The 26,254-nt window shown below is 66.0% G+C and carries 16 protein-coding genes; 9 read left to right on the top strand and 7 right to left on the bottom strand.

Going from position 1 to position 26,254, the window contains the following annotated elements:
* Window positions 1–20 precede the first annotated feature (20 nt).
* From ACTJKY_RS04300 to ACTJKY_RS04280, 5 genes are all read left to right on the top strand, one after another.
* The gene (locus ACTJKY_RS04300) at window positions 21–2,951 is read left to right on the top strand and encodes a 2-oxoglutarate dehydrogenase E1 component (RefSeq protein ID WP_440844423.1); all 2,931 of its coding nucleotides are present in this window, start codon (window positions 21–23) and stop codon (window positions 2,949–2,951) included.
* A 2-nt stretch (window positions 2,952–2,953) separates the two neighbouring features.
* Window positions 2,954–4,183, top strand: coding sequence for a 2-oxoglutarate dehydrogenase complex dihydrolipoyllysine-residue succinyltransferase (gene odhB / locus ACTJKY_RS04295; RefSeq protein WP_440844422.1), 1,230 nt, complete (start codon window positions 2,954–2,956; stop codon window positions 4,181–4,183).
* Between the two features lie 96 nt (window positions 4,184–4,279).
* Window positions 4,280–5,674 carry a dihydrolipoyl dehydrogenase gene (lpdA, locus tag ACTJKY_RS04290; RefSeq protein WP_440844421.1) on the top strand — a complete coding sequence of 465 codons (1,395 nt, stop codon included), beginning with the start codon at window positions 4,280–4,282 and terminating at the stop codon, window positions 5,672–5,674.
* Window positions 5,675–5,765: 91 nt separating this feature from the next.
* Entirely contained in the window at window positions 5,766–6,950 is a 1,185-nt protein-coding gene (locus ACTJKY_RS04285; RefSeq protein WP_440844420.1) for an NAD(P)/FAD-dependent oxidoreductase, read from the top strand.
* Between the two features lie 165 nt (window positions 6,951–7,115).
* Entirely contained in the window at window positions 7,116–9,143 is a 2,028-nt protein-coding gene (locus tag ACTJKY_RS04280) for a TonB-dependent receptor plug domain-containing protein (RefSeq protein ID WP_440844418.1), read from the top strand.
* A gap of 127 nt (window positions 9,144–9,270) precedes the next feature.
* Here the strand turns inward: ACTJKY_RS04280 and metH are convergent, their stop codons facing one another.
* From metH to ACTJKY_RS04260, 4 genes are all read right to left on the bottom strand, one after another.
* Window positions 9,271–11,868, bottom strand: coding sequence for a methionine synthase (gene metH, locus ACTJKY_RS04275; RefSeq protein ID WP_440844417.1), 2,598 nt, complete (start codon window positions 11,866–11,868; stop codon window positions 9,271–9,273).
* Between the two features lie 130 nt (window positions 11,869–11,998).
* Complete coding sequence (locus ACTJKY_RS04270) at window positions 11,999–13,045, bottom strand: homocysteine S-methyltransferase family protein (protein WP_440844416.1); 1,047 nt, start codon at window positions 13,043–13,045, stop codon at window positions 11,999–12,001.
* 135 nt (window positions 13,046–13,180) lie between these two features.
* Window positions 13,181–14,080 carry a methylenetetrahydrofolate reductase gene (metF, locus tag ACTJKY_RS04265; protein ID WP_440845220.1) on the bottom strand — a complete coding sequence of 300 codons (900 nt, stop codon included), beginning with the start codon at window positions 14,078–14,080 and terminating at the stop codon, window positions 13,181–13,183.
* Window positions 14,081–14,094: 14 nt separating this feature from the next.
* Window positions 14,095–15,045 (bottom strand): ArsR/SmtB family transcription factor, encoded by a 951-nt coding sequence (locus ACTJKY_RS04260; RefSeq protein WP_440844414.1) that lies wholly within the window; start codon window positions 15,043–15,045, stop codon window positions 14,095–14,097.
* Window positions 15,046–15,160: 115 nt separating this feature from the next.
* On the opposite strand from ACTJKY_RS04260, the gene ACTJKY_RS04255 reads away from it, so the two are divergent.
* The 3 genes from ACTJKY_RS04255 to ACTJKY_RS04245 are packed head-to-tail and all read left to right on the top strand — an operon-like array spanning window position 15,161 to window position 16,607.
* Window positions 15,161–15,391: a hypothetical protein gene (locus tag ACTJKY_RS04255; RefSeq protein WP_440844413.1), complete on the top strand. Its 231-nt coding sequence runs from the start codon at window positions 15,161–15,163 to the stop codon at window positions 15,389–15,391.
* Between the two features lie 38 nt (window positions 15,392–15,429).
* Window positions 15,430–16,380, top strand: a complete 951-nt coding sequence (locus tag ACTJKY_RS04250) for an aldo/keto reductase (RefSeq protein ID WP_440844411.1) — start codon at window positions 15,430–15,432, stop codon at window positions 16,378–16,380.
* Window positions 16,380–16,607, top strand: coding sequence for a hypothetical protein (locus tag ACTJKY_RS04245; RefSeq protein ID WP_010543862.1), 228 nt, complete (start codon window positions 16,380–16,382; stop codon window positions 16,605–16,607). The genes ACTJKY_RS04250 and ACTJKY_RS04245 overlap by 1 nt, the downstream gene beginning before the upstream one ends.
* A gap of 56 nt (window positions 16,608–16,663) precedes the next feature.
* On the opposite strand, the gene ACTJKY_RS04240 is transcribed toward ACTJKY_RS04245, so the two are convergent.
* The gene (locus tag ACTJKY_RS04240) at window positions 16,664–18,973 is read right to left on the bottom strand and encodes a TonB-dependent receptor (protein WP_440844409.1); all 2,310 of its coding nucleotides are present in this window, start codon (window positions 18,971–18,973) and stop codon (window positions 16,664–16,666) included.
* 260 nt (window positions 18,974–19,233) lie between these two features.
* On the opposite strand from ACTJKY_RS04240, the gene clpB reads away from it, so the two are divergent.
* Window positions 19,234–21,813, top strand: a complete 2,580-nt coding sequence (gene clpB / locus ACTJKY_RS04235; protein ID WP_440844407.1) for an ATP-dependent chaperone ClpB — start codon at window positions 19,234–19,236, stop codon at window positions 21,811–21,813.
* A 45-nt stretch (window positions 21,814–21,858) separates the two neighbouring features.
* Here the strand turns inward: clpB and ACTJKY_RS04230 are convergent, their stop codons facing one another.
* Window positions 21,859–22,836: a 2OG-Fe(II) oxygenase gene (locus ACTJKY_RS04230; protein ID WP_440844405.1), complete on the bottom strand. Its 978-nt coding sequence runs from the start codon at window positions 22,834–22,836 to the stop codon at window positions 21,859–21,861.
* A 207-nt stretch (window positions 22,837–23,043) separates the two neighbouring features.
* Window positions 23,044–26,142 (bottom strand): TonB-dependent receptor domain-containing protein, encoded by a 3,099-nt coding sequence (locus tag ACTJKY_RS04225; RefSeq protein WP_440844403.1) that lies wholly within the window; start codon window positions 26,140–26,142, stop codon window positions 23,044–23,046.
* Window positions 26,143–26,254: the final 112 nt, after the last annotated feature.

The following is a 26,254-nucleotide window of genomic DNA, read 5'->3' as shown; positions in this document are numbered from 1 at the left end:
ACACGAACGGAAGCATGATCATGGGCTATGAAGGCCTCGACTTCGACGACATCGCCGGCGGTGTGAGCCCCGGCTTCGTCGAGACCCTGTACCGGCGCTACAAGAGCGATCCGGCCTCTGTCGAACCGAGCTGGCGTGCCTGGTTCGAGGGTCTCGAATCCACGGCCTCTGGCCCCAGCTGGCAGCGCGCCAACTGGCCGCTGACCGAAACCGACGCGCTCACGGCCGGGCTCGACCCCACCCAGATGGAGCCCGCGCCGAAGCCCGCCAAGGGCGGTGCCCCGGCCAAGCCGGCCGCCCCCGCCGCCTCGACGGCGGACGTGACCAAGGCCGCGGAAGATTCGATCCGCGCGATGATGCTGATCCGCACCTACCGGGTGCGCGGCCATCTCGCCGCCAATCTCGATCCGCTGGGCCTCGCCCGCCAGAACCTGCCCGCCGATCTGACGCCGGAATATCACGGCTTCTCGGGCGCCGATCTCGATCGCCCGATCTATCTCGGCGGCGCACTCGGCCTGCAGCACGCCACGGTGCGCGAGATCGTCGCGATCCTCCAGGCCAATTACTGCGGTAATGTCGGCCTTGAGTACATGCACATCGCGGACGTGGAGGAGCGCCGCTTCCTCCAGGACCGGATGGAAGGCAAGGACAAGGAAATCGCCTTCACGCCGGACGGCAAGAAGGCGATCCTGTCCAAGGTGATCGAAGCCGAGCAGTGGGAAAAATTCCTCGGCAAGAAATATGTCGGCACCAAGCGGTTCGGCCTCGACGGCGGCGAATCGATGATTCCGGCGATGGAAGCGATCATCAAGTATGGCGGCCAGCAGGGCGTCCGCGAGATCGTGTACGGCATGGCCCATCGCGGCCGCCTGAACATGCTCGCCAACGTCATGGAAAAGCCGTTCCGGGTGATCTTCCATGAATTCGGCGGGGGTTCGGCCAACCCGGACGACGTCGCCGGTTCGGGCGACGTGAAGTACCACCTCGGCACCTCCACCGATCGCCAGTTCGACGGCATCAGCGTCCACATGTCGCTGGTCGCCAACCCGTCGCACCTCGAGGCGGCCGATCCGGTCGTGCTCGGCAAGGCGCGCGCGCTGCAGACGATCCGCGGCGATCTGGAAAAGCATGAGCAGGTTCTGCCGGTGCTGATCCATGGTGACGCGGCCTTTGCCGGCCAAGGCATCGTGTGGGAGACGCTCGGCTTCTCCGGCATCCGCGGCTACAACACCGGCGGCTGCATCCACTTCGTCATCAACAACCAGGTCGGCTTCACGACGAGCCCGCAGTTCGCGCGCTCCTCGCCCTATCCGTCGGACGTCGCCAAGGGCGTCCAGGCGCCGATCCTGCACGTCAACGGCGACGATCCCGAAGCCGTGACCTTCGCCTGCAAGGTGGCGATCGAGTTCCGCCAGGAATTCCACCGCGACATCGTGATCGACATGTGGTGCTATCGCCGCTTCGGCCACAATGAAGGCGACGAGCCCGGCTTCACCCAGCCGCTGATGTACCAGAAGATCCGCCAGCACCCCGGTGTGAGCAGCATCTATGGCCAGAAGCTGATCGCCGAGGGCGTGGTCGACCAGGGCTTCATCGACGAGAAGACCCACCAGTTCACCACGCTGCTCGAAGGCGAGTTCGAGGCGGGCAAGACCTATCTGCCGAACAAGGCGGACTGGTTCGCCGGCCGCTGGTCGGGCCTGGGCGCGCCGTCGGACGGCGAGGGCTCGCGCCGCAATGTCGAGACCGGCATCGAGAAGAAGCTGTTCGATAGCCTCGGCCGTACGCTGACTACGGTCCCCGAGGATCTCGAGATCCACAAGACCCTCGGCCGCGTGCTCGATGCCAAGCGCGAGATGTTCAAGTCGGGCACCAATTTCGATTGGGCGACCGGCGAGGCGCTGGCCTTCGGCTCGCTGCTGTCGGAAGGCTATGCGGTGCGTCTGTCCGGCCAGGACTCGGGCCGCGGCACCTTCTCGCAGCGCCATGCCGTCTGGGTCGATCAGAAGACCGAGGCCAAGTACGTGCCGCTCACCACGGTGCCGCACGGCAGCTTCGAAGTGCTGGACTCGCCGCTCAGCGAATATGGCGTGCTCGGCTTCGAGTACGGCTATGCGCTGGCGGATCCGAAGGCGCTGGTGCTGTGGGAAGCGCAGTTCGGCGACTTCGTGAACGGCGCGCAGATCATGATCGACCAGTTCATCGCGTCGGGCGAGTCCAAGTGGCTCCGCGCCAACGGCCTGGTGATGCTGCTGCCGCACGGCTATGAAGGCCAGGGCCCCGAGCACAGCTCGGCGCGTCCGGAGCGCTTCCTCCAGCTCTGCGCGCAGGACAACATGCAGGTGGTGAACATCACCACGCCGGCGAACTATTTCCATCTGCTGCGCCGGCAGATGCACCGCAACTTCCGCAAGCCGCTCATCCAGATGACGCCCAAGTCGCTGCTCCGCCACAAGATGGCGGTGTCCAGTGCCGAGGAGTTCCTGGGCGACAGCCACTTCAAGCGGATCCTGTCGGACCCCAACGCGCCGGCGGATACCGAGGTGAAGCGCCTCGTGCTCTGCACCGGCAAGGTCGCCTACGATCTGATCGAAGCGCGCGATGCGGCCGGCGACAAGAACACCGCGATCGTCCGGATCGAGCAGCTCTACCCGTTCCCGGGCGAGCCGCTGACCGAGCGGCTGAAGCGCATGACCAACCTCGAAGAGGTGGTGTGGGCCCAGGAAGAGCCGAAGAACAACGGCTACTGGTTCTTCGTCGAGCCGCTGATCGAGGAATGCCTCATCGACGCGGGCACGAAGGTACAGCGTCCGCGCTATGCCGGTCGCGCCGCGGCGGCCTCGCCCGCCACCGGCCTGATGAAGCGCCACACCGCAGAGCAGGGCGCGCTCGTTGCCGACGCGCTCGGCCATAATGTCCGCGAAGAAATCCGCCGCACCCGGAAAGGTTGAGAATGGCCACCGAAGTCAAAGTCCCCGTACTGGGCGAATCGATCACCGAAGCCACCGTCGGTGAATGGCTGAAGAACCCGGGCGACCCCGTCCAGGTCGACGAGCCGATCGCCAGCCTCGAGACCGACAAGGTCTCGGTCGAAGTCCCCTCGCCGGTTGCCGGCGTGATGGGTGAGCATGTCGTCAAGGTTGGCGACACCGTCGAAGTCGGTGCCGTGATCGCGATCATCGCCGGTGAGGGCGCGGCCGCAGCTCCAACTGCTGCCCCCGTCGCCGCCGCGGCTCCGGCCGCGACCCCGGCTCCGGCGCCTGCCGCTGCCCCGGCCCCGGCCCCGTCGGCCGATGCCGCTGCGCTGTCGCCGTCAGTGCGCCGTGCGGTGCTCGAAACCGGCGTCGATCCCTCGACCGTGCAGGGCACCGGCAAGGACGGCCGCCTGACCAAGGACGACGTGATCGCTGCCGCCAGCACCAAGCCTGCTGCCGCTCCGGCGCCGGCCGCTGCACCGGTTGCTGCGCCTGCGGCGACCGGCGGTCGCAAGGAAGAGCGCGTGCGGATGACCCGCCTGCGCCAGACGGTCGCCAAGCGCCTCAAGGAAGCGCAGAACACCGCCGCCATGCTCACCACGTTCAACGACGTGGACATGACCGCGGTGATCGAGGCGCGCGCCAAGTACAAGGACCTGTTCGAGAAGAAGCACGGCGTTCGCCTGGGCTTCATGGGCTTCTTCGTGAAGGCCGCGTGCATGGCGCTGAAGGACATCCCCGGCGTCAACGGCTCGATTGAAGGCGACGAGATCGTCTATCACGATTATTGCGACGTCTCGGTCGCGGTCTCGGCCCCGCAGGGCCTGGTCGTCCCGGTGATCCGCGATGCGCAGGACCTGTCGGTCGCGGGCATCGAGCGCACGATCGGCGATTTCGGCAAGCGCGCCAAGGACGGCACGCTCAAGATGGACGAGATGAAGGGCGGGACCTTCACCATCTCCAACGGCGGCGTGTTCGGCTCGCTGATGTCGACCCCGATCATCAACCCGCCGCAGTCGGCCGTGCTCGGCCTGCACCGCATCGAGGATCGCCCGGTCGTCCGTAACGGCCAGGTCGTCGTCCGCCCGATGATGTACCTTGCGCTCAGCTACGACCATCGCCTGGTCGACGGCCGCGAGGCAGTGACCTTCCTCGTCGCGATCAAGAACGCGATCGAGGATCCGACCCGTCTGCTGATCGACCTGTAATTCCCTTGCGCTCCCGCCCCAAAGCGGGGGCGCAAAACCCTTTAGGGGCTATTCCCCTGCGCTCCCGCCAAGGCCGGAGCACGCGTGGAGCGAACAATGGCTGAATATGATTTCGACGTCCTGATCATCGGTTCCGGCCCCGGCGGCTATGTCGCGGCGATCCGCGCGGCGCAGCTGGGCCTCAAGACCGGCTGCGTCGAGAGCCGCGAGACGCTGGGCGGCACCTGCCTCAACGTCGGCTGCATCCCCTCCAAGACGCTGCTGAACGCGTCCGAGATGTTCTACGAAGCCGCCTCGGGCGCGCTGGCCAAGCACGGCGTCAAGCTCGGTTCGGTCGAGCTCGACCTGCCGGCGATGATGGCCGACAAGGACAAGGCCGTGAAGGGCCTGACCGGCGGCGTCGAATTCCTGTTCAAGAAGAACAAGGTAGAGTGGGTAAAGGGCCTCGGCACCTTTATCGACGCGCACACCGTGCAGGTGGGCGAGCGCACCGTCACCGCCAAGAACATCGTGATCGCTACCGGCTCGTCGGTCACCCCGCTGCCGGGCGTGACGGTCGACCAGAAGGTCGTGGTCGACTCCACCGGCGCAATCGCGCTGGAGAAGGTGCCGGCGAACATGGTCGTGATCGGTGGCGGCGTGATCGGGCTCGAGCTCGGCTCGGTCTGGCAGCGCCTCGGCGCCAAGGTGACCGTGGTCGAGTATCTCGACCAGCTGCTCCCCGGCATGGACGGTGAAGTCCGCAAGGAAGCCGCCAAGATCTTCAAGAAGCAGGGCATGGAGATCAAGCTCTCCACCAAGGTAACCGGCGTCGTCGTCAACGGCGACAAGGCCAGCGTCACCGTCGAGCCCGCCGCCGGCGGTGCTGCGGAGACACTCGAAGCCGATGTCGTGCTGGTCGCGATCGGCCGCCGTCCGAACACCGAAGGCCTGGGCCTCGACAAGATAGGCCTCGCCACCAACCAGCGCGGCCAGATCGAGACCGATCACAGCCTCCGCACCGCCGTCGACGGCGTGTGGGCGATCGGCGACGTGATCCCGGGCCCGATGCTCGCGCACAAGGCCGAGGACGAAGGCATCGCGGTCGCCGAGAACATCGCGGGCCTCACCGGCATCGTGAACCACGCGGTGATCCCGAGCGTCGTCTACACCCACCCTGAAATCGCCGGCGTCGGCCTCACCGAGGAGCAGGCGCGCGAAAAGGGCGAGGTGAAGGTCGGCAAGTTCCCGATGGCGGGCAACAGCCGTGCCAAGGCGATCGACGACACCACCGGCTGGGTGAAGGTGATCGCCGACGCCAAGACCGATCGCGTGCTCGGCGCCTGGATCATCACCGCGCCGGCCGGCACGATGATTGCCCAGGTGGCGCAGGCGATGGAGTTCGGCGCGACGTCGGAAGACATCGCCTATACCTGCCATGCCCACCCGACGCATTCCGAGGCGATCAAGGAAGCGGCGATGGGCGTGCTCGGCAAGCCGATCCACATCTGATCCGACCCACCCTCGGACCAACGCAAGCGCCGCCGGCATCCCCTGCGGCGTTTTGCTGTTCGGGGCTCCGAAACCGCGCTAACGGGCCTGCATGCACGCATCCCTCGGCACCCATGACGCAATCATTCTCGGCGCCGGCGCGGCGGGGATGTTCTGCGCCGCCATGGCAGGCCAGCGCGGGCGCAAGGTTCTGCTGCTCGACCATGCCGAAGCGCCGGGGAAGAAGATCCTGATCTCGGGCGGCGGGCGGTGCAATTTCACCAATCTCGGCACCACGCCCGATCGCTACCTCTCCGTCAACCCGCACTTCGCCAAGTCGGCGCTGGGCCGCTACACCGCGCAGGACTTCCTCGCGCTGGTCGAGCGGCACGGCATCGCCTGGCACGAGAAGACGCTGGGCCAGCTGTTCTGCGACGGGTCGGCGCGTCAGATCGTCGACATGCTGCTCGGCGAATGCGCGATGGGCGGCGTGACGATCGAGCTCGGCGCCAGCATCACCGACATAGACCATGCCGATGGCCGCTTTCGGGTTACCACCAGCAAGGGCGTCGCCGAGGCCCCTGCCCTCGTCATCGCCACCGGCGGCCCGGCGATCCCCAAGCTCGGCGCGACCGGCTTCGCCTATGATCTTGCCCGCCGCTTCGGCCTGAAGGTGGTCGAGCCGCGCCCCGCCCTCGTCCCCCTCACCCTCGGCCCCGACCAGGTGCTGTTTCGCGATCTCTCCGGCGTCGCCACGCCCGTAGCCGCAAGCGCGGGCAAGGCAAGCTTCCGCGAGGCAGCGCTGTTCACCCATCGCGGCCTCTCCGGCCCGGCGATCCTGCAGGTGTCCTCCTACTGGAAGCATGGCGAATCGATCGCGATCGACTTCCTGCCCGAGCAACCCAAGGGCTGGCTGCGCGAGGCCAAGCGCAGCGAGCCCCGCCTGGGCCTCCGCAGCCTCCTCAACCGCCAGCTGCCCGAGCGGCTCGCCACCACCCTGGCCGAACGCATCGCGCTGCCCAGCGAACTTGGCAATTGCCGCGACGCGCTGCTGGAGCAGGCCGAGGCGCAGTTGGCGGGCTGGCGCTTCACCCCCAACGGCACCGAAGGCTTCGCCAAGGCCGAGGTGACCGTCGGCGGGATAAGCACCGCCGATCTCTCCTCGCAGACCATGGAAGCGCGAAAAGTGCCCGGCCTCTATGCGATCGGCGAAGCGGTGGACGTCACCGGCTGGCTCGGCGGATATAATTTCCAATGGGCTTGGGCGAGCGGCTGGGCCACGGCGCAGGCAGTATAAGATAGCCTTTCTGTTGCGCGAACGGCACGCCAGACTCGGGAAAGTTGCTTAACACCCGGTTTTCGTTTGCAAAGCTTGCGCCGCATCGGCCAGACTTGCGGGAAGAAGCAGCTATCTTGCTGTTCCTGGGGGGACATTTCGAGTCGAATGAAAGTCAGGTGCGTTTTGGCAGCTGCCGCACTGGCCTGCCCTGTCACCGCGTTCGCACAACAACAGCCTGACACAGCCTCAGGCACCCCCGGCGCGCCGCCCGCTGCGGGGGTGCTGGTCTATGGTCCGGAGTTCTTCGCCAACACCGCGCTGCCGACCGCGCTCGACATGGTGCAGCGCCTGCCGGGCTTCACGCTCGACGTCGGCAATGGCGATGCCCGCGGGCTCGCCGGCAACACCGGCAACGTGCTGATCGACGGCAAGCCCCCCGCCTCCAAGACCGACGGCCTGGGCGAGATCCTGCGCCGGATCAGCGCCGGCAGCGTCGCCCGGATCGAGCTGATCCGCGGCGGCGCGCCGGGTATCGACATGCAGGGCCGCGCGGTGATCGCGAACGTGGTGCTCAAGCGCACCGCCTCGACCGAGAAGCTGATCAACTTCCAGAGCTATATCTACCGCGACGGCTATGTCGGCCCCGACGTGACGCTGCAATATGCCCGGCGCGACGGCGATCGCCGCGACGAGGTGTCGCTGGAGCTGATCAGCGACCGCACCAGCAGCACCGCGCAGGGCAACCGCGTCCGCCGCGACGCCGCGGGCAACCTGCTGGTGCGCCAGACGCTCGACCTGTGGGACCGCGACCGCACCGCGACGCTGCGCTCGACGATCCAGCGCGCCGCGGGCGACGGGCTGCTGACGGTCAACGGCCGTTTCGACTATCTGGACTACCCGACCAGCTTCACCGCCACCACGGTGGAGGGCAGCGGCGACAACAGCCGCGCCACCGACATCACCCATCAATGGAAGGGCGAACTCGGCGCCAACTGGACGCGCGCGCTCGGCCAGAAGAGCGAAGTGGAGGTGATCGGGCTGCAGCGGCTGGGCCATGTCGGCTATGATTCGAACACGCTGATCGGCGACTTCGCCTCCACCTTCGGCCAGCAATCGCGCACCGGCGAATCGATCCTGCGCACGATCCTGCGGCACAAGGCGAGCAGCAAGCTCTCCTTCGAGGGCGGCGGCGAGATCGCCTATAACTTCCTCGACAACCGCACCGCCTATACCGCGCAGGGCACGCCGGTGACGCTTCCCGACCAGAAGGTGTTCGTCAGCGAAGTGCGCGGCGAGCTGTTCGGGCTGGCGCGCTGGCAGCCCTCGGCACCGGTCACGCTGGAGGCGGGGCTGCGCACCGAAGTCTCGCAGATCCGTGCCGATGGCGACACGCCGCGCAGCCGTTCCTTCTTCTATCCCAAGCCGCGCGTGCAGCTGACCCTGCGCCCCACCAAGCGCGACCAGCTGCGGCTGCGGGTGGAGCAGAGCGTCAGCCAGCTCGACTTCACCGATTTCGTCGCCGCGACCGAGATCAACCTGGGCACCGTGCGCGCCGGCAATGCCGATCTGGTGCCCGAGCAGACGCTGACGCTCGAGGCCGTGGTCGAGCATCGTTTCTGGGGCAAGGGCGCGCTGGAGCTGGGCGCCAAGCACGAAGCGACGCGGCACGTGATCGACTATATCCCGCTGGAAGGCGGGTTCGATGCGATCGGCAATATCGGCAACGGCACGCGCGACACGCTGTCGACTACGCTGACGCTGCCCTTCGACAAGCTGGGCATCAAGGATGCGCGCTTCCGCGGCAATGCCGAACTGGTGCGCAGCCGCGTCACCGATCCGCTGACCGGCGAGCGCCGCCGCTATGCCAACGAAGTGCCCGTCACCTGTTCGGGGAGCTTCAGCCAGGACCTGTTCGGCGGGCGCTTCACCTACGGCATCTATGGCAGCTGCGGCCAGCCGAGCACGCATCTCTACCGCATCGACGAATATCGCACGACCGTGGTGGAGCCGACGCTGGAGGTGTACGGCATCTGGAAGCCGAGCAAGCGGCTGGCGATCCGGCTCGACGCGGGCAACCTCAACAACGCCGCGCGGATCTACGACCGCGACGTCTACAATGCCGAGCGCAACGCCTCGCCGCTGCTGTACCACGAACGGCGCATCCAGCGGCACGGGCAATATATGTACGTGCAGATCCGCCGGGCGCTGTAGGGCTGCCGCAACTACCCACGCACGTCATTCCGGCGAAAGCCGGAATCCATTGGCGCTCCGCTATGGCTGTTGCCGCACCGTTGAGGCGAATGGATCCCGGCTTTCGCCGGGATGACAGCTGGTATCGTCAGTCCAAATTCGGCCGCAGATAGCGGGTCGCCAGTTCCTCGCTGATCCCGCGGCGGACGGCATAGTCCTTGAGCTGGTCCGGCCCGACGCGGGCGACGCCGAAATATTCGGCCTGGGGGTGGCCGAAATAGAAGCCCGACACCGCCGCCGTCGGCAGCATCGCGAAGCTTTCGGTGAGGCTGATGCCGGTGTGCTTGTGGGCGTCGAGCAGGTCGAACAGGATCGGCTTGAGGCTGTGCTCGGGGCAGGCCGGATAGCCGGGAGCCGGGCGGATGCCGCGATATTGCTCGCGGACCAGCGCATCATTGTCGAGCTGCTCGCCCTCGGCATAGCCCCACAAAGCCGTGCGGACGAACTTGTGGAGCCGCTCCGCGAACGCCTCGGCGAGGCGATCCGCGAGCGCCTTCAAGAGAATGTCCGAATAGTCGTCGATCGCCGCCTTGAAGCGGGCGAGGTGCGGCTCGATGCCGTGGATCGAGACCGCGAAGCCGCCGATCCAGTCGCCGTCATGATCGATGAAGTCGGCCAGGCACATGTTCGCCCGGCCTTCGCGCTTGGCGATCTGCTGGCGCAGGAACGGCAAGCGGACATGCTCGTCCTCGAGATGGACGATCACGTCATCGCCCTCGCGGCGGCACGGCCACAGCCCGGCGACACCCCGCGCGGTGAGCCAGCGCTCGGCGATGATCTTGTCGAGCATCTTCTGGGCGTCGGCGAACAGCGAGGTCGCGCTCTCGCCGACCACTTCGTCCGTCAGGATCGCCGGATAATTGCCCGCCAGCTCCCAGGCGCGGAAGAAGGGCGTCCAATCGATATAGTCGCGCAGGTCCTTGAGGTCCCAGTCGTCGAAGCGGTGCACGCCCGGCATGCGCGGCTTGCCCGGCTTGAGGCTCATGTCGGCCTCGAAGGCGTTGGCGCGGGCGTCCTCCAGCGGCAGCAGCTCGCTCTGGCCCTTACCGGCGCGGGTGACGCGGACATGCTCATACTCGTCCGCCACCTTGGTGACGTAGGGATCGCGCTGCGTGTCCGAGACGAGCGCGGTCGCCACGCCCACCGCGCGGCTTGCGTCGAGCACATGGACGACCGGGCCGGTATAGGCCGGGTCGATACGCAACGCGGTGTGGACGCGGCTGGTGGTCGCGCCGCCGATCAGCAGCGGCATCGTCATGCCCGCGCGCTGCATTTCCTCGGCGACGGTCACCATCTCGTCGAGGCTCGGCGTGATCAGGCCGGACAGGCCGATCATGTCGGCATCGTGCTCGACCGCCGCCTGGAGGATGTTCGACCAAGGCACCATCACGCCGAGATCGACCACCTCGAAGCCGTTGCACTGGAGCACGACGCCGACGATGTTCTTGCCGATATCGTGCACATCGCCCTTCACCGTGGCGAGCACGATCTTGCCCTTGCCCTTGGCACCGGGCTCCTTCATCGCCTCGATGTACGGCAGCAGATGCGCCACCGCCTTCTTCATCACGCGGGCCGACTTCACCACCTGCGGCAGGAACATCTTGCCCGAGCCGAACAGGTCGCCGACGACGTTCATGCCGTCCATCAGCGGGCCTTCTATCACTTCGATCGGGCGGGCGAAGGCGAGGCGGCATTCCTCAGTATCCTCGACGACATACATGTCGATGCCCTTGACCAGCGCGTGCTCGAGCCGCTTGGTCACCGGCCAGCTGCGCCATTCGGCCGCCTGCTTCTCCGCCACCGCATCGGTGCCGCGATACTTCTCGGCGAGTGCCACCAGCCGCTCGCCGGCATCGGGATCGCGGTTGAGCACCACGTCCTCGCACGCCACGCGCAGCTCGGGGTCGATCGCGTCATAGACGTCGAGCTGGCCGGCATTGACGATCGCCATGTCCATGCCCGCCGGGATCGCATGGTAGAGGAACACGCTGTGCATCGCCTTGCGCACCGGCTCGTTGCCACGGAAGCTGAACGACAGGTTCGACAGGCCGCCCGAGATATGGACGTGCGGGCAGCGCTTCTTGATCTCGCGGCACGCCTCGATGAAGTCGACGCCGTAATTGTTATGCTCCTCGATGCCCGTCGCCACCGCGAACACGTTGGGATCGAAGATGATGTCCTCGGGCGGGAAGCCGATCCCGGTGAGCAGCTTGTAGGCGCGCTCGCAGATCTCGACCTTGCGCTGCTGGGTATCGGCCTGGCCGACCTCGTCGAACGCCATGACGACGACGGCGGCACCATAGGCCATGCACTTGCGGGCGTGGTAGAGGAACGCCTCCTCGCCTTCCTTCATGCTGATCGAATTGACGATCGGCTTGCCCGATACGCACTTGAGGCCGGCCTCGATCACCTCCCACTTGGAGCTGTCGATCATCACCGGCACGCGGGCGATATCCGGCTCGGCGGCGATCAGCTTGAGGAAGGTGGTCATCGCCTCGACGGCGTCGAGCAGGCCCTCGTCCATGTTGACGTCGATCACCTGCGCGCCGTTCTCGACCTGCTGGCGCGCGACTTCGACCGCGGCGGGATAGTCGCCGGCCATCACCAGCTTCTTGAAGCGGGCCGATCCGGTGACGTTGGTGCGCTCGCCGACATTGACGAAGTTGGTGGAGGAAGGCGTGGTCATGGATCAAAACTCATCCCCCTCCCGCATGCGGGAGGGGCTAGGGGTGGGCGCCCGCTATCCACGGGCCGTATCACTGGAGGCGAGCGGGCGCCCACCCCCGACCCCTCCCGCACGCGGGAGGGGAGAGAAGTCAGGCCGCCATAGTGAACGGTTCGAGGCCCGCCAGGCGCGTCCGCACTTCCGGCGTGGGGATGCTGCGCGGGCTCAGCCCCTGCACGGCCTGGGCAATCGCGCCGATATGCGCGGGCGTCGAGCCGCAGCAGCCGCCGAGGATGTTCACCTGCCCCGCATCGGCCCATTCCTTGACGAGGCCGGCGGTGGTCGCCGGCATCTCGTCATAGGCGCCGAGTTCGTTGGGCAGGCCCGCGTTGGGATAGACCATGATCAGCGTGTCACAGAGCGCCGACAGCGTCTTCACGTGCGGGCGGAGCTGCTCGGCACCGAACGAGCAGTTGAGCCCGATCGTCACCGGCCGCGCATGGCGCACCGCCGCCCAGAACGCCTCGACCGTGTGGCCGGACAGGTTGCGGCCGGACAAATCGGTGAGCGTCATCGACAGCATGATCGGCAAGTCGCGGCCCAGCGCGTCACCCGCCTCGATCGCCGCCATGATGCCGGCCTTGGCGTTGAGCGTGTCGAACACGGTCTCGATCAGGATGAAATCCACGCCACCCTCGACCAGCGCGTCGATCTGCTCGCGGTACACGTCCTTGAGGGTATCGAAGTCGATCTCACGATAGCCGGGATCGTTGACGTCCGGGCTAAGCGACAGCGTCTTATTGGTCGGCCCGAGTGCACCGGCGACGAAGCGCGGGCGGCCGTCCTTGGCCTCATATTCGTCGGCGATGCTGCGCGCGAGCTTGGCGCTCTCGATGTTGATTGCGCGCACCAGATGCTCGGCGCCGTAATCGGCCTGGCTGATCCGGTTGGCCGAGAAGGTGTTGGTCTCGGCGATATCGGCACCGGCCTCGAAATAGGCGCGGTGGATCGAGCCGGGCACCTCGGGCTTGGTCAGCGCGAGGATGTCGTTGTTGCCCTTCTGGTCATGCGAAAGGCCGAGTGTGCCGGCATAGGCGGCCTCGTCGAGCTTCCAGTTCTGGATCTCGGTGCCGAACGCGCCGTCGGTGATCAGGATGCGCTTGGCGGCTTCGGCCAGCAGTTTCTCGCGTGCAGTCATGTCTTTGTTCCTATCCCCATCCCGCGTGCGGGAGGGGGTTGGGGGTGGGCCCCCGCCATCCACGAGCGATGCATCAGGAGGAGAGCGTGGGCCCACCCCCTGCCCCCTCCCGCTCGCGGGAGGGGGTTCAGAAGATCAGGCCGCCGCTACCGCCGCCTGCTGCCGCGGGCGAAGCCCGAGCAGGTGGCAGATCGCGTAGCTCAGCTCGGCGCGGTTGAGCGTGTAGAAGTGGAACTGCCGCACGCCGCCGGCATAGAGCTTGCGGCACAGTTCGGCCGTCAGCGTCGCCGTCACCAGCTGGCGCGCCGAGGGATGCTCGTCGAGCCCCTCGAACAGCCTCTCCATCCAGGCCGGCACGTCGGTGCCGCACATCGCGGACATCTTCACCACGCTGGCATAGTTCATCACCGGCATGATGCCGGGCACGATCTCGGCATCGATCCCGGCCGCAGCCGCGCGATCGCGGAAGCGCAGGAAGGTCTCGGCCTCGAAGAAGAACTGGGTGATCGCGCGGTTGGCGCCGGCGTCGATCTTGCGCTTGAGATTGTCGAGATCGGCCTCGGGGCTCGGCGAATCCGGGTGGCATTCGGGATAGGCGCTCACCGAAATCTCGAACGGGTGCAGCCGGCGCAGGCCCGCGACGAGGTCCGCCGCGTTTTCATAGCCGCCGGGATGGGTGCGATACTTCTCGCCGGCGCGGGGCGGATCGCCGCGCAGCGCCACGATATGCCGCACGCCCGCCGCCCAATATTCCTCGGCGATCTGGTCGATTTCCTCGCGCGTGGCCTCGACGCAGGTGAGGTGCGCGGCCGCCGCCAGCGGGGTCTCGCGTGCGATCTTCGAGACGGTGGCATGGGTGCGCTCGCGGGTGGTGCCGCCGGCGCCGTAGGTGACGCTGACGAAGCGCGGCCCGAGCGGCGACAGCGTCTCGATCGACTGCCACAGGGTCTCTTCCATCTTCTCGGTCTTGGGCGGGAAGAATTCGAAGCTCACCGCCACATCGCCCGCCACATCGGCGAACAGGGGCGGCGCCATGGGGTCTACGATACTCATGCCGCCTTCACCTTTTCCACGCTCTCGCCGGTCTTGTGACCGAGCCATAACTTCACCGTCAGCGCGCCGCCTTCCAGCGTCTGCACCTGCACCGGGGCAAGCCCGGCACGATCGAACCAGCCGAGCATCTGCTCGTCCGAAAATCCCAGTCGCGCATGCGCATCACGGGTGCGCAGCTCCTCGCGCTCGTGCGGCGCGAAATCGACGATCAGCAGCCGGCCGCCGGCGCCGAGCACGCGTGCCGCCTCGCCGATCGCCGCAGCCGGTTGCTGCGCGAAGTGGAGCACATGATGCAATATAGCAGTATCCGCAGCGCCGTCTTGCAGCGGCAGCGCATAGAGATCGGCCTGGCGCAGCTCGGCATGGCCGAGATCGGCCAGCTTGGCGCGCGCCAGCCGCAGCATTTCGGACGAGCGATCGACTCCCACCGCCTGCGCAGCCTGCGGGCCGAACAGCTCGAGCATGCGGCCGGTACCGGTGCCGATATCGACCAGCGTGCCGAGCGAGCCCTCGCCCAGCGCGACACCCATCGCGGCTTCGACTTCGCTTTCGGCCACATGGAGCGAGCGAATCGCGTCCCATTCCCCGGCATTGGCCTCGAACCAGCTTTCCGCCGCGCTAGCCCGGTCAGCCCGAACCGCCGAGAGCCGCGCCTGATCCGCGACCACCCAGGGGTCGCCCGCAAGCTCCCAGGCGTCGAGTGCCGCGAGCACCGGCGCGGTCACCGCCTGCCGACCGAGCGCCACGAACACCCAGCTGCCTTCCTTGCGCCGCTCGGCCACGCCGGCGTCGCACAGGATCTTCACATGGCGGGAAACGCGCGGCTGGCTCTGCCCCAGCACCTGCGCCAGTTCGCCAACGCTGAGCTCCATCGCCCGCAGCAGCGCGACGATCCGCAAGCGAGTCGAATCCGCGAGCGCGCGGAAGATGGCGAGAGGTTCTGTCATGGGCAGGTTAGAGATATAAAGATATCTTTATATCAGGTCAACGCATCGCTGCGCGGTTGCGTGCGTTTGCGGCTCTGGCTAGCCCGGCCCAAACCCCGTGAAGGAACCGACCCCCATGCGCAAGCTCCTCCTCCCCGTCGCCGCGCTGGCGCTCACCAGCCTCGCCGCCTGCGGCAACAAGGCGAAGAACGAAGCCGCCGAGGCAAACGAGGCGATGGCCGGCGACAGCAACACGATGGGCGAGGCCGTGGCGGACGTGAACGCCGCCGAGGACGCCGCCTTCGCCAATGCCGAAAGCGCCTATTCGAACACGTCGGGCCCGGCGGGCAACGAGATCACCGACTGACGCGTTCCTCGCCCTCCCTTCCCTATCGGAGACCGCCCATGCCGCATCTTCGCCATCTCGGCGCCTCGGGCCTGGAAATTTCGCCGCTCGTGCTAGGCGGCAACGTGTTCGGCTGGACGGCCGACAAGGCCGCCAGCTTCCGCATCCTCGATCGCTTCGCCGAGCGCGGCGGGGTGATGATCGATACCGCCGATGTCTATTCGGCCTGGGTCTCGGGCCATCAGGGCGGCGAATCCGAAAGCGTGATCGGCGAGTGGCTGCGCACCTCCGGCAAGCGCGACCAGGTGCTGATCTCCACCAAGGTCGGCATGCTGCCCGGCGAAGGCGGCTCGAAGCTGGCCCCGGCGCGGATCGCGGCGGCCGCCGAGGCGTCGCTCCAGCGGCTCGGCATCGAGACGATCGACCTCTATTTCGCCCATCAGGACGACGAGGATGTGCCGCAGGAGGAGTATCTCGCGGCGTTCGGGAAGCTGATCGATGTGGGCAAAGTCCGCGCGCTGGGGGCGTCGAACTTCCACGCCATGCGGCTCAAATCGGCGCTCGATCTCGCGACGAAGCAAGGGCTGCCGCATTTCCGCGTTGTCCAGCCCGAGTACAATCTGGTGAGCCGCCGCAAGTTCGAAGGCGAGCTGCAGGATCTGTGCATCACCCATAATCTCGGCGTGATCCCCTATTACGGCCTCGCCTCGGGCTTCCTCACCGGCAAGTATCGCAGCGAAGCCGATCTCTCGAAGAGCGTGCGCGGCGGGGGCATGGCCAAGCTGCTCGCCGGCAAGGGCGGTGCGTTGCTGGCGGTGATGGACGAGGTCGCCGCGGAGACGGGCGCGAGCCTCGCCCAGATCGCGCTCGCCTGGCTGGCCGCACAGGACGGCGTCACCGCGCCGATCGCCAGTGCGACGAGCATCGAGCAGCTCGACGAACTGATCGGCGCCTGGGACGTGGACCTCAGCCACGACCAGCGGGACCGTCTCACGGCTGCCGGGGCCTGATGACCGCAGCCGATCTGATCGACCGCATCGTCGCCCAGCTCGTCCGCCGCCATGGCGGCACCGTGCGCCGTTGGAAGACGGTGCTGGGCAAGGTGCGCGTCTATGACGCCGAGACGCACCCGCATTGCAACTGGTCGCTGGCGCCCAGCGGCGCGGCGGGCGACGTCGCGGCGGTGGAGAAGCTGCTCGACGAGCTGCGCATCACCTACCCGATCGTGACGGGCTGAACGAAAAAGGGCGGAGCACCTGGTGCTCCGCCCTATTTCTTCGCTCCAGCGAGCCCTTAGATCCCCACCTTCAGCGTCAGGAAGAACTGCTGCGGCGCGCCGACCATCAGCGTCTGGTTGTCGCCGCTGTTGCCGAACCCGTTGGTACCGATCGTCGAGATGTACTTCTTGTCGAACAGGTTGGTAACGTTGCCCTGCAGTTCGAATTTCCGCCCGTTCAGATCGAACTTGTAGCCGAGGGTCGCATCCACCACCACGCGGCCATCGACCGCTTCGTCGTTGGTATAGGTGAAGTAGCGCTTGCTCATGTAGTTCGCGCCGACACGGGCATTGAAGCCCTGGCCGGACCAGGTCACTTCGCCCTTCAGCATGTGCTTGGGCGAATCCACCACCGTCTTGCCCTTGGTGGGGATCACCGCCGTCGCGGTGACGACGTCGTCGCGATAGGTCGAGTCGTTGTAGCTGTAGGAGGCGAACAGCCCGAAGCCCATCGGCAGGCGCACGTCGCCGGTAGCCTCGACGCCGATCGAGCGTGCGTCGCCGACATTCTGCAGGATCGCCGGGTTGCCGACGATGCCGGCGCTGGTCGTCACCGCCAGCAGGCGGTTGCGGAAGTTGACGTAATAGCCCGTCAGCGAGCCGGTGAAGATGCCGTTGCGATAGCGACCGCCCACTTCATAGGTGTCTGACGCTTCCGGCTTCAGCTTGGTCGCGCCGCTGTTGAGCGCGTCGAAGCCGGCCTGGGTCGTCGCGAACGGACCGCTGGTCGCCGCCGATACGAAGGCACGGGTCACCTGGGTGAAGCCGGCGAACAGCTCGCCATTCTGATTCAGGCGATAGTTCAGGCCGGCATGCGGCTGGAACCAGTCGGTCACCTTGATGCGGCCGCCGGCGAGCCCGCCGGCGACGATCGGCGTCGCATGGTTGGTGACGGCAAAGCCCTTCCAACCCAGATCCGCGGTCAGCGCGCCCAGCGCGATCTTGTCCTGCACGAAATACTGGACGGTGTCGGTCTGGTACTTCCAGTACCACTGGGTGGCGAACGGGTTGCTCTGGAACGAGAGACTGTCGCGGCCCGGATCGGTGCGGCTGGCCAGCGCGTAGAAGCGCCGCGCCTGGCGGAAGTCATTGCTCTCGTACCAGCCGCCGACGGTGACGTCGTTGAAGCCGATCTTGGTGCCGATATTGCCGAACACGCCGCCGCGGCGAATGTCATATTCGGTGGTGCGCAGCGACATCGGCACGCCGTTGGGCGAGGCGACATAGGGCGTATACCAAAGGCCCTGGCCGTGATTGCTGTGATAATAGCCCTTCAGCACGCCGTGGATCGCCGAATCGCCGGTCGTCTCGAGGCCCGCCGAGGCGAGATAGTCGCGGCGCAGGCCCGCCGCATTGTAATAGGCATCGTCCGGGTTGGCGAAGGGCGTCGGATAGGCGGTGCCCGTTGCCGGATTGGTCGGCGTAACGCCGGTATAGCCGTTATTGGCACCTACGTCCGAGACGAGGATCGCCTTGGCGTAGTTGTTCGAGATATTGTCCCAGTTGTACCCGAGCCGCTTGATCATATCGAGCGACATGTCCTGATAGTCGTTTTCGCGACGATCGGAGAAGTCGAACGTGCCCACGGCGCGCAGCTCGGGGGTGATCGGGGTGACGACCTTGCCGTTGACCTGGTTGATGCGCTGCGAACCCCAGCCCTTCCACTTGTCGGTATCCGAGTGGAGATAGGAGAGATAGGCGCGGGTGCCGCCCGGGGTCAGCTCGCCGAAATCGAGCCGGCCGAACACGCGCCAGAAATTGTTGCTGCCGCCGGTGGCGTTGACGTCGATGCCCAGCTTTTCCTTGGGGTCGCTCGACACGAATTCGAGCGTGCCGCCCAGATTGTTGGTTGCCTGGGTGTCGATGCCGCCCGAGCCCTGCGACACCCGCGACTCGCCGATATTCTCGCTGATGATCGCGCGGCTGATGTGCAGGCCGTTGACGTTGCCGTAGCTGGCGTCGCCGAGCGGGATGCCGTCCAGCGTGTAGCCCAGCTGGTTCTGGTTGAAGCCGCGGATCGAGACGCGCTCCGCCCATTCATAGGCACCGAACGGATCGGCGCCCTGGAAATTGACGCCCGGCAGCTTCTCGATTGCCTTCAAGGGGCTGGTGCCGGGCGCGAGCAGCGCGATGTCGGCCTGGGTCAGCGTCTGGACCTGGCGGGTCTCGCCCTGCCCGATCACGACGATATCGTCGGCGCCGCTCTGCGGCTGGGTATCGTCGACGAGCGTGGCGGTGGGCGCCGTCTGCGCGAAGGCCGCGCCGGCAGTGAAGAGCGACGTACCGGCGAGCAGGCCGGCAGCAAGCATACGGATGCGCATGCGCATGAACCCCTTGGGAAAGCACCAGGCCCCTCGCCCGTGCTGGGCCGCCGCTACGCGCGCTGCGTTGCAACATTCGATCGTTCGCGCTTCACTCTCGGGACTCCGCCATGACGGGTCCGTGACAATTGGATTTACGCCTCGGAAAACTCCGGATTTCCCGTTGTCGATCGTACCCGCACTACGATAGCCATGACGCACGTCGCCCCTCTTGTGTTGCCGATTTGCAACACTATCTGCTGGTCAACTTCGAACAGGGATCAGGCATGAACCTCGAAAAATTCACCGACCGCGCCAAGGGCTTTCTGCAATCGGCGCAGACTGTGGCGATCCGCATGAACCATCAGCGGATCAGCCCCGAACATCTTCTGAAGGCGCTGCTCGAGGACGAGCAGGGCATGGCCAGCGGCCTGATCCAGGCGGCGGGCGGCGACGCCAAGCGCGCGCTGAGCGAGACCGACCTCGCGCTCTCCAAGATCCCGGCCGTCAGCGGCTCGGGCGCGCAGTCGACGCCCGGCCTCGACAATGACCTGGTCCGCGTGCTCGATCAGGCGGAGACGATCGCCCAGAAGTCCGGCGACAGCTATGTCACCGTCGAGCGGCTGCTGGTCGCGCTGTCGCTGAGCCTGAACACGGCTGCCGGCAAGGCGCTGCAGGCTGCCAACGCCAAGCCCGAGGCGCTCAACACCGCGATCAATTCGATGCGCGGCGGCCGCACCGCCGACACCGCCTCGGCGGAAGATCGCTACGACGCGCTCAAGAAGTTCGCCCGCGACCTCACGGAAGCGGCGCGCGCCGGCAAGCTCGATCCCGTCATCGGCCGCGACGAGGAAATCCGACGCACCATCCAGATCCTCGCCCGCCGCACCAAGAACAATCCGGTGCTGATCGGCGAGCCGGGCGTCGGCAAGACCGCGATTGCCGAAGGCCTCGCGCTGCGCATCGCCAATGGCGACGTGCCCGACACGCTTAAGGACCGCACGCTGATGGCGCTCGACATGGGCAGCCTGATCGCGGGTGCTAAATATCGCGGCGAGTTCGAGGAGCGGCTCAAGGGCGTGCTCGACGAGGTGAAGGGTGCCGAGGGCCAGATCGTGCTGTTCATCGACGAGATGCACACGCTGATCGGCGCCGGCAAGGCCGAGGGCGCGATGGACGCCGGCAATCTGCTCAAGCCCGCGCTCGCCCGCGGCGAGCTGCACTGCATTGGCGCGACCACGCTCGACGAGTATCAGAAGCATGTCGAGAAGGATCCGGCGCTCCAGCGGCGGTTCCAGCCGGTGTTCGTCGGCGAACCCACGGTCGAGGACACGATCTCGATCCTGCGCGGGCTCAAGGAGAAGTACGAGCTGCACCACGGCGTGCGGATCACCGACACGGCGATCGTTGCCGCATCGACGCTCTCCAACCGCTACATCGCGGACCGCTTCCTGCCCGACAAGGCGATCGACCTGATGGACGAGGCCGCGAGCCGCATCCGCATGGAAGTGGAATCGAAGCCCGAGGAGATCGAGTCGCTCGACCGGCGGATCATCCAGCTCAAGATCGAGCGCGAGGCACTGAAGCGCGAGACCGACGCGGCCTCGCGCGACCGACTGGCGACGCTGGAGGAGGACCTCGCCAATCTCGAAGAGCAATCGGCCGAGCTGACCACGCGCTGGCAGGCGGAGAAGGACAAGATCAACGCCGAGGCGGTGCTCAAGGGCCAGCTCGATCAGGCGCGGCTGGAGCTGGAGCAGGCACAGCGCGCGGGCGACCTCGCGCGCGCCGGCGAGCTGTCCTATGGCGTGATCCCCCAGCTCACCCGCCAGCTCGACGAGGCGCAAAGCGCCGCCAAGGGCGCGATGCTGCGCGAGGAAGTGACCGCCGACGACATCGCCGGCGTCGTCGCGCGCTGGACGGGCATCCCGATGGAGCGGATGCTGGAAGGCGAGCGCGAGAAGCTGCTCCACATGGAGGAGCAGCTCGGCAAGCGCGTCATCGGCCAGGCCGATGCGGTGAAGGCGGTCTCCACCGCCGTCCGCCGCAGCCGCGCCGGGCTGCAGGATCCGAACCGACCGCTGGGCAGCTTCCTGTTCCTCGGGCCGACGGGCGTCGGCAAGACCGAGCTGACCAAGGCGCTCGCCGAATTCCTGTTCGACGATCCCAACGCGATGGTGCGCATCGACATGAGCGAGTTCATGGAGAAGCACGCGGTCGCACGGCTGATCGGCGCCCCTCCGGGCTATGTCGGCTATGAGGAAGGCGGCGTGCTAACCGAGGCCGTCCGGCGTCGCCCCTATCAGGTGGTGCTGTTCGACGAGGTGGAGAAGGCGCACAACGACGTGTTCAACATCCTCCTCCAGGTGCTCGACGACGGTCGCCTGACCGACGGCCAGGGCCGCACGGTGGATTTCTCGAACACGATCGTGATCCTGACCTCGAACCTGGGCAGCCAGTATCTCACCACCCTGGCCGACGGCCATCCGGTGGAGGAAGTCGAGCCGCAGGTGATGGATGTGGTGCGGGCACATTTCCGCCCCGAATTCCTCAACCGGCTAGACGAGATCATCCTGTTCCACCGGCTGGGCGCGGACCATATGGCGCCGATCGTCGACATCCAGGTCGGCAGGGTGGCCAAGCTGCTCAAGGACCGCAAGGTGGGCGTCGACCTGTCGCCTGCGGCACGGGAATGGCTGGGCCGGGTGGGCTATGATCCGGTGTACGGCGCCCGGCCGCTGAAGCGGGCGGTGCAGAAGTACCTGCAGGATCCGCTCGCCGACCTGATCCTGCGCGGCGCGGTGAAGGACGGATCGACCGTCCATGTCGACGAAGGCGACGGGGCATTGGCACTGCGGGTGGAGTGAACGGTTGGGGGCTGCGCTTTGGGCCCCCAGCTCCCCCCTTGCAACTCAGCTAGGGTTCCAGGGCGAGAAGGGATTGGCACGAACCCAGCGCGTTGCCACCCACTTCACGCCCGCCCGTACCGGTAGGCCAGCGTGGCGCGTGCGGGCATCAGGCTGGCCGTTAGCCAAGACGTTATCGAAGAGGAGCGCGTCACCACCACGCGCGACGATATCGATCCCCAGCTTGTCGAAGCGCGTCTCACCCCCGGCATACCCCTCGTTCAGGTATAGCAGGACAGTCTTGATGCGCTGGTTCGCCGATCCCGCGATCGTATCCAGATGCGGGCGATATTGCTGGCCGGGCGAATAGCGAAGCAGCGAAATGGGCTCCCCCTGCCAGACCATCGTTCCCGTTGCGGCAGCCACGCGCCGGAGGATTGCCTGGACGACCAGGGACTCTCGCGTGGGGCCGACCAGGGCGTTGTCGGAGGTGCGCACGGGATGGCTGATCATGCGATTGGACACGGGATCGAAGACCAGCGCCGGCTGCAGCAAGTCGGCCGCCGCCATTGCCAGATGCTCGCATTCTGCTGGCGTCAACAGGCTGGGCAAACGCACAATCTCTGGCGACCGGCTGAGATATTCCGGAGGGGGGAGGCTCAGGGGATCGCCCGCGTCGTCGAGCGCCATTGCGTTCAGCAAGCCGCGGTGCTGCGCGGCGGTGGCGTTGCCGCTATCGGCAGCAATATCGAGCAGACGGACAGCTTGAGGCCAATCGGCCCCATGCGCGGCGCCATTGGCGATCAGGGCTATCTCCATGAGGGCTGCATCCGGGTGCCCCGAAACCGTCGCAGCACGCAACGCACGCATTGCCCGCGGCAGATCGCGGGGGATTGGAGATCCCGCGAGCAACCAAAGGGCAAGACGGAAATGCGCGCCGGGGTCACCTGCCGCCGCAGCCTGTTCCACCAGCGCCATCGCGCTCCGGACATCGCCCCGCTGCAGGAGCGTATCGATCGTGGCATCGGAGGGATCTAGTGACATGATGGACTCTCGGTAATCGGCGGGGAGCAGCGACGATGCCGCCGATAGCAGAGCCGACACGAAGTCAGAAACGCGACAGCATCCTGGCATGCGGGATCGTCGGGATCCCGCCATGCTGTGCATGAAAAAAGGGAGGCGCACCGCACCTCCCTTTTCCCGATCGGCAGCGATGCCCGGGATCACCCGTGCATCGCGCGCCCGCCAAGTTCAGAACTTGGCGGCGATCCCCGTGTACATGTAGCGACCGCGAACATCATAGATGCCGCTACCACCGCCAAGCCCCGTTGTATCGAGCGGCGGATGCTTGTCGGCGACATTGTCCATGCCAACATACAGGTTGAACCGCGACGACACGTCAAAGTCAAACCGGATGTCGTGATATGCCACCACCGGATAATATTTGTAGTTGGCATAATAGGGATCCGCAGGCGGTTCGCCGTTCAGCGAATTGTAGCTGGTGTAGTCACCCACAAACTGCTTGCCGATCCACCGCAGACGATACCCACCGGTGATCCTGCCGGACTTCAACGAAGCATTGAGGACGAACCGGTCGATCGGGGTGCCCAAGTTACCGCGATAGCGCGTGGTGTAGTCGGGGTTATTCGGATCGACGAAGTCGTCCCGCTGGATCACGTGCGAGTAGTTGACCTTGAGGTTTGCTACACCAATATTGCCGATCTGGTGAACATAGGCGAGTTCAGCGTCAACACCGCGGGCGCGAAGAAGGCCGAAATTGGCCGAGGAAGCCAGCAGCGAGCCTTCGATGATCTGATACGGCGCTTCGGTCGCCGTACCACTTGCGCCAGCGCGCTGGAACAACGAGCAGTAGGCGGAGTTGCCCGAGGCAAGATCGTAGCAGAAGTTTGCAATCGTCTGCGCGTCGATCGCCGAGATCGCCTGCCGAACCTTGATGTTATAATAGTCGACGGTCAGCGACAGGCCCGGCACCCAGTGCGGCTGGAAGGCCAGACCGAACGTATAGGAATCCGACTTCTCCGCCGTCAGGTTCTGGTTGCCGCCGCTCTTGATCTCAAGCGACTGCGAGTAGTTGAAGTTATAGCCGGCCGGAATGCCCGCAGCGGCGCAGTTCTTCTGGCGGTTTGCCGGATTCGTGCCACCCTTGATGTTATCGAGGGCGCATGGATCATAGAAACCGGGTGCATAGTTCTGGCCCGACGGGGTGTAGAGTTCCCCGAGGTTCGGCGCACGAACCGCGCGGGCGTAGTTCGCACGGAAGCGAAGGTCGCGAATGGGCGACCATTCACCGCCAAAGTTGTACGACCAAACGGTACCCGTCTTCGTGTTATAGTCGGAAACGCGTCCGGCAGCCGACAGGGTTACATCGCGCAACAGCGGGATGTCCTTCACAAGCGGGATGCGGACCTCACCAAAGGCTTCCTTGACCGACATCGCAGGCGCGATAAAGCTCGGGATCGCGTTGTAGAAGGTGTAGCCCTGCTCGACGAGGGCGTCCTGCTTGTAGTAGTTGGTTTCACGGCGATACTCACCGCCGATCGAGAAGGCGATCGGTCCGCCGGGCAGCGAGAACAGGTTGTGCAGGTCACCCGACACGAAGCCGTTCACGTCGAACTGCGTGATCTTGCCGACCGAGGTCGTGTTCTGCAACAGATAGGCACGCTGCGCGTCCGTGAAGTTGCCACCCATCACGTTGATCGGCGTGCAAGCTGCGATGTCTCGCGCTAGAACGGCATCATCGTCCACATAACCATAGGCAGCAGCTGGATCGATTTGCGAACGGCAGACGATCTGGCCGCTGGCGTTACGAGCCGCGTCATTCGCGAGCAGGAAGCGCTGCACGTTCAGGTTGCCCAGAATGCGAGTCTTTTCCTGGAACTCACCATAGTTAGCCGACAGTTCGTAACGGAACGTGTCGTTGAAGCCGCCGCGGAAACCGGCGACCGCGCGATAGGTATCGCGGAACGATTCCTCAGCGCGGTTGCCAAGCCCGGTCATCACTTCACGCACCGCAAAGGGGGTTGCGTTGGTGATCGACGAAGCGGCGGTCCCGTTGGCGATCAGCTGCGACGTGATCAGGTCGCGCGCTTGTGTCGTCAGATACGGGTTGTCGAGGCGCAGCGTTTCGCGCGTGTCACCCAGCGTGCTGCCGGAAATGAACGCCGGGCCGCTCGAGCCGGAACCGTAGACAGTCGTGTGCGACCACGTCGCTTCGACGAAGGGCTCGAAGGCATCGCTGACGGTGAAGTGGCCCACTAGGTTCAGGTTAACGCGATCGAGACGCGGCTGAAGCTGGAACTGGTTGCCCTCGCGGAAAGTGACGCCATTGCCGCCCAGGAAGCTGCCGGTTGGCCCGAAGCCGACGCGCTGGCCAGTCAGCGGCACCAGATTGCCGTCGGTCGTGAAGGTGTACGGGCAGTTGTAGCGAACTCCGTTGGGAGCGGTGCCGCAGTTGAGCGCAGAGGTACCACCGAAACGGACGACACCCGCATTGGTGTAGCCTGCGGACCGGATGTCCCGATACAGTATCCGCTCCGGGTTGCTGGCGGTACCGTCGCCGGTCGGCACGACCTGGATGAAGCCGGGCGCGTCCGCGACATACTTGCGGCCGCTACCGAAATACTGGTCCTGGTGGGCCAGCTCGGCATTGACGGCGATATTGCCACGCCCATCGGCGAAGTTCTTGCCCGCCAGCAGGCTGACAAACTGCGACGCCGCGTCGCCATAGGTGCTGACGCCAGATTGGGCACGCGCCTGCACGCCCTCGAAATGGTCCTTCAGCACGAAGTTGACGACACCGGCGATTGCGTCGGAGCCGTACACTGCGGAGCTGCCGCCGGTAACAATGTCGACGCGCTCGATCAGGTCGGTCGGAATTGTGTTGGTGTCGACCGACACACCGGAGTTAAGAATATCGCTGGCAACATGTCGCCGCCCGTTCACCAGCACCAGCGTGCGCGAAGAACCAAGCTGACGCAGATCGAGCAGGTTGAGGCCGGCGGTGCCGAGGAACCGCGTGGAATTCGACTGGCTGAACGTCGGCGCAAGCTGAGGCAGCTGGTTCAGCTGGTCACCGATCGAGATCTGCCCCGACTGGAAGAATTCTTCGCCACGAACGCTAGTAACAGGCACCACCGAGGTGAGGTTCGGGCTTGCGATACGCGAGCCGGTGACGACGATGTCCTGTCCTGCGGTTTCTTCCCGCTGCGTGGTGGTGCTGCCCGCGGTATCCTGCGCGAAAGCCGGCATACCGGCGAACACGCCTGCACCCGCCAGAACCAGCGCCGACAGCGCAGTTCCGGTACGCAAATGCTTCTGAATCTTCTTCATGGGTGTCCCTCGTTTGTTCCCGGCTGCGTTCCCCAAAGCCGGGATGTCTCCCCTTCCACCCGCCACGCCTCATGCCCGACTGGTAGAGATCGGCGTAAGGAAGCAAGGAACG

The sequence above is a fragment of the Sphingomonas sp. 22176 genome, from assembly GCF_052045505.1.
In the GTDB taxonomy this organism is placed as follows: Bacteria; Pseudomonadota; Alphaproteobacteria; order Sphingomonadales; family Sphingomonadaceae; genus Sphingomonas.
This window is presented reverse-complemented; position numbering and strand designations above follow the sequence as displayed.

What these genes read in the sequence shown, in the direction of transcription:
- ACTJKY_RS04300 (WP_440844423.1), top strand. Translation starts at nt 21, where the DNA reads ATGGGCTATGAAGGCCTCGACTTCGACGACATCGCCGGCGGTGTGAGC.
- odhB (WP_440844422.1), top strand. Translation starts at nt 2,954, where the DNA reads ATGGCCACCGAAGTCAAAGTCCCCGTACTGGGCGAATCGATCACCGAA.
- lpdA (WP_440844421.1), top strand. Translation starts at nt 4,280, where the DNA reads ATGGCTGAATATGATTTCGACGTCCTGATCATCGGTTCCGGCCCCGGC.
- ACTJKY_RS04285 (WP_440844420.1), top strand. Translation starts at nt 5,766, where the DNA reads ATGCACGCATCCCTCGGCACCCATGACGCAATCATTCTCGGCGCCGGC.
- metH (WP_440844417.1), bottom strand. Translation starts at nt 11,868, where the DNA reads ATGACCACGCCTTCCTCCACCAACTTCGTCAATGTCGGCGAGCGCACC.
- ACTJKY_RS04270 (WP_440844416.1), bottom strand. Translation starts at nt 13,045, where the DNA reads ATGACTGCACGCGAGAAACTGCTGGCCGAAGCCGCCAAGCGCATCCTG.
- metF (WP_440845220.1), bottom strand. Translation starts at nt 14,080, where the DNA reads ATGGCGCCGCCCCTGTTCGCCGATGTGGCGGGCGATGTGGCGGTGAGC.
- ACTJKY_RS04260 (WP_440844414.1), bottom strand. Translation starts at nt 15,045, where the DNA reads ATGACAGAACCTCTCGCCATCTTCCGCGCGCTCGCGGATTCGACTCGC.
- ACTJKY_RS04255 (WP_440844413.1), top strand. Translation starts at nt 15,161, where the DNA reads ATGCGCAAGCTCCTCCTCCCCGTCGCCGCGCTGGCGCTCACCAGCCTC.
- ACTJKY_RS04250 (WP_440844411.1), top strand. Translation starts at nt 15,430, where the DNA reads ATGCCGCATCTTCGCCATCTCGGCGCCTCGGGCCTGGAAATTTCGCCG.
- ACTJKY_RS04245 (WP_010543862.1), top strand. Translation starts at nt 16,380, where the DNA reads ATGACCGCAGCCGATCTGATCGACCGCATCGTCGCCCAGCTCGTCCGC.
- ACTJKY_RS04240 (WP_440844409.1), bottom strand. Translation starts at nt 18,973, where the DNA reads ATGCGCATGCGCATCCGTATGCTTGCTGCCGGCCTGCTCGCCGGTACG.
- clpB (WP_440844407.1), top strand. Translation starts at nt 19,234, where the DNA reads ATGAACCTCGAAAAATTCACCGACCGCGCCAAGGGCTTTCTGCAATCG.
- ACTJKY_RS04230 (WP_440844405.1), bottom strand. Translation starts at nt 22,836, where the DNA reads ATGTCACTAGATCCCTCCGATGCCACGATCGATACGCTCCTGCAGCGG.
- ACTJKY_RS04225 (WP_440844403.1), bottom strand. Translation starts at nt 26,142, where the DNA reads ATGAAGAAGATTCAGAAGCATTTGCGTACCGGAACTGCGCTGTCGGCG.